Origin of the sequence: Salinisphaera orenii subsp. halophila YIM 95161 (assembly GCF_003732545.1) — a bacterium.
Classification (GTDB): domain Bacteria; phylum Pseudomonadota; class Gammaproteobacteria; order Nevskiales; family Salinisphaeraceae; genus Salinisphaera; species Salinisphaera orenii_A.
In genome coordinates, this window is sequence record NZ_AYKF01000093.1 from 21720 (window position 1) to 28142 (window position 6423).

At 68.0% G+C, this 6423-nt stretch carries 4 protein-coding genes; 1 reads left to right on the top strand and 3 read right to left on the bottom strand.

Annotated elements, in window-relative coordinates; all coding sequences use genetic code 11:
- Positions 1–16: 16 nt before the first annotated feature.
- The 3 genes from SAHL_RS11530 to SAHL_RS11540 all read right to left on the bottom strand — a co-directional run bounded on the left by SAHL_RS11530 (position 17) and on the right by SAHL_RS11540 (position 4350).
- Complete coding sequence (locus tag SAHL_RS11530) at positions 17–1723, bottom strand: carbon starvation CstA family protein (protein ID WP_123591567.1); 1707 nt, start codon at positions 1721–1723, stop codon at positions 17–19.
- Positions 1724–1849: 126 nt separating this feature from the next.
- Positions 1850–2953: a molybdopterin-synthase adenylyltransferase MoeB gene (moeB, locus tag SAHL_RS11535; RefSeq protein ID WP_123591568.1), complete on the bottom strand. Its 1104-nt coding sequence runs from the start codon at positions 2951–2953 to the stop codon at positions 1850–1852.
- Positions 2950–4350, bottom strand: a complete 1401-nt coding sequence (locus SAHL_RS11540) for a DNA recombination protein RmuC (RefSeq protein ID WP_123591569.1) — start codon at positions 4348–4350, stop codon at positions 2950–2952. Before SAHL_RS11540 ends, moeB begins: the two co-directional genes overlap by 4 nt.
- A 157-nt stretch (positions 4351–4507) precedes the next feature.
- Between SAHL_RS11540 and SAHL_RS11545 the strand changes: the two genes are divergently transcribed.
- A complete protein-coding gene (locus SAHL_RS11545; protein ID WP_123591570.1) occupies positions 4508–6403 on the top strand; it encodes an ATP-binding cassette domain-containing protein in 1896 nt (631 codons plus the stop codon).
- Positions 6404–6423 lie beyond the last annotated feature (20 nt).

Sequence of the window (6423 nt, forward strand, 5' to 3'; positions counted from 1 at the left end):
GTTCGGCACGCCGTGATCATCGATCCGCGGCCGCCGGGTCGCGCGCGCCGCGCTGGCGGTTGAGCGCGGTCACCGCTTCCACGATCAGCCAGGCCGCGAGGACGAAGATCGCCGCGTCCATGGCCAGCAGCAGCCAGTCACCCTTCTGGAAGAAGTCGACCAGATTGAGCAGCAGCGCCCAGGTGGTCATGAACAGCAGGAACACCAGCGGCACGATCGCCGCGAGCGGATTGCGGTTGCGTGCCAGCACCCAGACCGCAATCACCGACAGCGCCAGGCCGGCGGTGAGCTGGTTCGTGGTACCGAACAGCGTCCACAGGCGACCGAAGGCGAAGCCCTTGCCGCCGGCGTCGTCGCCGCCGGGCACCAGCGCCAGACCCAGCGGGATCAGCACGGCCAGCGTAGTAAGCAGATTCACACGCCCCGACAGCGCCTTGAAGCCGGCCAGTTCGCTGATCTCGGCGAGAATGTAGCGCTGCAGCCGGATGCCGGTGTCCATCGTCGTCCCGGCGAAGGTGATGACCACCACCGCGGCGAAGGTCGCGCCGAGCGTAGCCGGAATGCCGAGGTTGCTAAGGAAGTGGCCGGTACCGGTCACGAAATGGCCGAGCGCCCCGCCCGACGCGGCGCCGAAGTCGGCGTAGGCGGTATTCCATTCGCCGGCTGCGCCCAGACCCGCGGTGCAGGCCAGGATCGCGGCTAGCGCCAGCGCGCCCTCGCCGAGGGCGCCGCCGTAGCCGACGAAGCGGGCTTCGGGCTCCTTGTCGAGCTGCTTGGACGTCGTGCCCGACGCGACCAGGCTGTGAAAGCCCGAGATCGCGCCACAGGCGACGGTGATGAACAGATACGGGAACCAGTGCGGCGAATCCGCCGAGACCTCGTTGACCGCGGGCGCGCTAACCGTATCCCAGCCGACGAGCACGCCGAGGAAGATCACGAACAGCGCCACGATCAACTGCTGGCCGTTGATGTAGTCGCGCGGCTGCAACAGGATCCACACCGGCAGGCGCGAAGCGATCCAGGTGTAGGCGAAGATCAACAGGATCCAGGTGGTGCGCACCTCGAGGCCGATCGCCGAAGCCAACCCGTCGACCTCGATCGGATACGCCTGGCCGATCGGGATCGCGATATAGAGCAGCAGCAGGCCGACGATCGACGGGATGATGATGGAACGCCCCAGCCGATAGGCCCACTGCCCGATGAAGACCGCGATCGGAATCACGATCAGCGCAGGGATCACCGCGCCCGGGTTGGACTCGAACAGGATCGCCATCACCACGCCGAACACGGCGTTCACCAGCGTCAACAAAAAGAATATGATCAACAGGAACAGCGTGCTGGCCCGCGCGCTGATGACCTTGCCGGAGAGCGTGCCGATGTTCTGACCGCGATTGCGCGCGGACACGACGATCGATCCGAGATCGTGCACGCCGGCCGCGAAGATGGTGCCCAGGATCACCCAGGCCAGGGCCGGCAGCCAACCCCAGTAGACCGCGATCGCCGGGCCGACGATCGGGGCGGCGCCCGCCACCGAGGTGAAGTGGTGCCCGAGCAGCACGTGCTTGTGCGTCGGCACGAAGTCGACACCGTCGCGCATTTCATGCGCCGGGGTGCGGAAATTGGGATCGAGCGCGTAGACCTTCTCGGCCAGGTACCGCGAATAGAAACGATAGCCCAGATAGAAGGCGACCAGCGCCATGACGATCAGAAAAAAGGCCGGCATTGGATCTCCCCGCGGTTTCGCGCCTCAGGCGGACGCTGTGCGTGGCGAACGATAGCAACGCGGATACGCCGGGCGCCAGTCTACAAACGTATCAGGCGTCTGCGCTGCCGGCGCTGTGCGGCGCGTCTACGGCGTGCCGCAGGCCGGGCAGGCCGGATCGGCCGGAATCCGCAGACTCCGCCAGCGATGGGCGGCGACATCGAGCGTGAGCACCCGCGCGGCGAGCGTATCGGCCATGCCCACGATCAGCTTGATCGCCTCCAGCGCCTGCAGCGTACCGACGATGCCGGGCACGACCCCGAGCACGCCGGCCTCGGCACAGGTCGGCGCCGCGCCCACCGGCGGCGCGCTGGCGAACAGGCAGCGGTAGCAGGGCCGGCCGCCGGCCGGAAACACGCCGACCTGGCCGGCGAAACGCTCGACCGCGCCGTAGACCAGCGGTATCCGCGCCGCCACGCAGGCATCGTTGACCGCATAGCGGGCGCTGAAGTTGTCCGAGCCGTCGACCACCAGATCGTGGCCGTCGACCAGCTCGGCGGCGTTGTCCGCGCTCACCCGCGCCTCGATCGGCTCGATGGCGATACTCGGATTGAGGGCCGTGAGCGCGGCCATGGCCGAGCGCACCTTGGACTGACCGACGCTGGCATCGCGATGCAGGATCTGGCGATGCAGGTTGGAGCGATCGACCACGTCGTGATCGACGATGCCGATATGCCCCACGCCGGCCGCGGCCAGATAATAGGCCGCCGGCGAGCCGAGCCCGCCGGCACCGATGACCAGCACGCGCGCGTCGCGCAGTTTCGTCTGCCCCGCCTCGCCGACCTCGGGCAGGGTGAGCTGGCGGGCATAGCGGGCGCGATCGGCGTTGTCGAGCATGGTGGGCGTCTCGAACGCCAGGCCGGCATCCTTCCAGGCATCGAAGCCGCCCTCGACCGAGCGCACGTCGCTATAGCCCAGACGCGCGAGCTGGTCGGCGGCCAGCAGCGAACGCGAGCCCGACGCGCACAACAGCAGCACCGTTTGATCGGGTCCGCTGACCTCCTGCTCCAGACGCATCTCCAGAAAGCCGCGGCCGAGCGGCCTCGCGCCCACGGGCGTGCCCTGGGCGATCTCGTCGGCCTCGCGGATATCGACCAGCAGCGCACCTTCGCGCGCCAGTTCGGCGGCGCGCTCGGCGTTCACCGGTGGAATGCGTTCGCGCAGTTCGGCGAGTTGGTCTGTCAGGCTCATGGCGCGTCGCGGGCCTCGTCGTGGTCGGTGAGACTGTCGTCGTCCTCGTCGTCGGGGATGCCGTCGTCGGCGTCCCCGCGGGCAGCACCCAGCGCGGCGCTGCGCTGCCAGGACTGTCCGATCGACTTGCTGGTGTTCGCACCCATCTTCTTCAACTGCTCGCTGCGGCGCACGATGTTGCCGCGGCCCTCGACGAGCTTGTTGCGCGCGCCCTCGTAGGCCTTGTTGGCCGTGTCCATGGCCCGGCCGAGCTTGTCGAGATCGTCGAGAAAACCCACGAACTTGTCGTGCAGCGCACCGGCCTTCTCGGCGATCTCGGCGGCGTTCTCCTCCTGCTGCTGCAGCCGCCAGAGATTGGCGATGGCGCGCAGCATGGGCATGAGCGTGGTCGGCGAGACCAGCGCGATATTGGCGTCGAGCGCTTCGCGCTGCAGGTCGAAATCGCCGCGCAGCGCCTCGACATAGGCCGCCTCGGAGGGAATGAACATGAACACGTAGTCGAGCGTCTGTATGGCGTCGATATGCTGGTAGTTCTTGGCCGACAACTGCTTGAGATGACGCCGCACCGAGGCGACGTGGTCGGCGAGTGCGGTTTTTCGGGCGTCCTCGTCCCCGGCCTCCTGGACCCGCAGATAGGCCGTCAGCGACACCTTGGCGTCGACGACGATGCTGCGCTGCTCCGGCAGATGCACGACCGCATCCGGCAGCTGGCGGCTGCCGTCCTCGGTGGTGACCGAGAACTGCGTCTCGTACTGGACGCCTTTCTCCAGGCCCGAGCGCTCCAGCACCGTCTCCAGAATCATCTCGCCCCAGTTGCCCTGGGTCTTGGATTCGCCGCGCAGGGCGTTGGCCAGATTGGTCGCGTCCTCGGCGATCGCCTTGTTGGACTGCTCCAGCAGGCGCACCTGCTCGGCGAGCGCGCTGCGCTGGCGGTTTTCCTGATCGTAGGCTTCGCGGACCTGCTTTTCGAAGCGGCCGATATGCTCGCGCAGCGGGTTGAGCAACGGCTCGAGGCTGGCCTTGTTCTGTTCGGTGAAGGCCCGGCTTTTCTCTTCCAGGATTTCCTGGGACAGCGTCTTGAACTGGTGGGTGAGGGCTTCGCGCGCTTCGGTCAGCGTCTTGAGCTTGTCCTCGCTGTTACGGCGTTCGCTGTCGAGCCGCGTCTCCAGCCGGGCGTTCTCGCTGCGCGCCTCGGTCAACGCCTGGCGCACGGACTCGAGCGCCTCGCGCGTCTTCGCATGCGCGCCCGCCTCATTCTCGGCCGTCTGTCGGGCACTGTCGCGGGCGCTTTCCAGACGGGCCTGGGCCGAACGCGCCCAGAGCACGGCCAGCGCCGCGCCGACAAGGACGCCCAGCAGCAGCGCGGAAACAATCAGAACAATGGCTTGCGTGGTCATCGATGGAGCGTTCGGCCGGCAGCGGAATGCGATGGCACTCAGTCTAACGCCGCCCCGCTGGCGCGTGCGGCCGCACCCGCGCCGACGATGGAGTCCGGCGTCCGGGCAGCGCGTACAATACGCGCTCTCTTTTCCAGATCGCGATGCTCTCGCGCCCATGATGCTGCAACTGCGCAACCTGCGGCTGGCCTACGGGACCCAGCCGCTGCTCGACGACGCCGAACTGGCCATCGACCGCGGCGAGCGGGTCGCGCTCGTCGGCCGCAACGGCACCGGCAAGTCCACGCTAATGCGCATCGTCTCCGGCGAGATCGAACCGGACGAGGTCCTGCGCGAATCCCGGGCCGATCTGCGCGTGGCCCGGCTGGAGCAGGAAGTGCCCGCCGGCACCCACGGCCCGGTGTTCGATGTGGTCGCGGCCGGGCTCGGCGATGTCGGCGAAGCGCTGGCCCGTTTTCACGACCTGACCGCGCGGCTGTCCGCCGGCGAGGACGTGATGGATGCCTTCTCGAAGGCCCAGGCCGCGGTCGATGCCGCCGACGGCTGGACGCTGGCCCAGCAGGTCGAGAGCACGCTGTCGCGGCTCAAGCTCGGCGCCGACTGGCAGTTCGAGTCGCTGTCGGGCGGCCAGAAACGGCGCGTGCTACTCGCCCGTGCCATGGTTCAGGCGCCCGATCTGCTGCTGTTGGACGAGCCCACCAACCATCTCGATATCAGCGCCATCGACCAGCTCGAGGAGATGCTGCTGAACTGGAACGGCGCGCTGCTGTTCATAACCCATGACCGCGCCTTCCTGCGCAATCTGGCCACCCGCATCGTCGATCTCGATCGCGGCAAGCTCACCTCCTGGCCCGGCGACTACGACCGTTTTCTCGAAGGCAAGGAAAAGATGCTGGCCGACGAGGAGAAGGCCAACGCCGCCTTCGACAAGCGCCTGGCTCAGGAAGAGGTATGGATCCGCCAGGGCATCAAGGCCCGGCGGACCCGCAACGAGGGCCGCGTGCGCGAGCTCAAGGCCATGCGCGCCGAACGCGCCGAGCGCCGCGAGCGCGGCGGTAGCGCCAACATCGTGACCCAGGACGCGGCCCGCTCCGGCAAGCACGTGATCGTGGCCGAGAACCTGTCCTACGGCTGGGCGGACAAACCCATCGTCAACGATCTGTCCACGATCATCCAGCGCGGCGACAAGGTCGGCCTCGTCGGCCCGAACGGCGCCGGCAAGACCACGCTGATCAACCTGCTGCTCGGTCGCCTCGCGCCGGATGCCGGCGAGGTCAAGCTCGGCACCAACATCGAGGTCGCCCACTTCGACCAGCACCGCGCGGCCCTCGACGATTCCATCAGCGTGCTCGACAACGTGGCCCAGGGGCGCTCCTCGATCACCATCAACGGCCAGGATCGGCACGTGATGAGTTATCTGGGCGATTTCCTGTTCTCGCCCAAGCGCGCACGGTCGCCGACCAAGGTACTCTCCGGCGGCGAGCGCAATCGGCTGCTGCTGGCCAAGCTGTTCACCCGGCCCGCCAATCTGCTGGTCATGGACGAGCCGACCAACGACCTCGACGTTGAGACGCTGGAACTGCTGGAAGAGCGGCTGATGAACTACGACGGCACGTTGCTGCTGGTCTCCCACGATCGTGCGTTTCTGGACAACGTGGTCACCAGCACGCTGGTCTTCGAGGACGAGGGCGACGTGCGCGAGTACGTCGGCGGCTATTCCGACTGGCTGCGGCAGCGGCCGACGCCGACACGAGCCGCCGAGCCCCGAAAGAAGACGGGCGGCCGCGGCGCCTCGAAACCGGCGACGGCGCCGGCACCCACCGCCAACCCGCTGTCCAGCGCCGAGCGCAAGGAACTGCGCGCCCTGCCGGATACGATCGAGACGCTGGAGACACGGATCGCCGAGCTGGAGGCGGAGTTCAACGCGCCGGGCTTCTACGACCGTCCCCAGACCGAGATCCGGGCAGCCAGCGAGCGCGTGGCCGCAGCCGAACGGGAACTGGAGACGGCGCTGGCGCGCTGGGAGACGCTGGAGGCCCGACAGGGCCGCTGAGCCGGCGGCCGCCCCCCGCC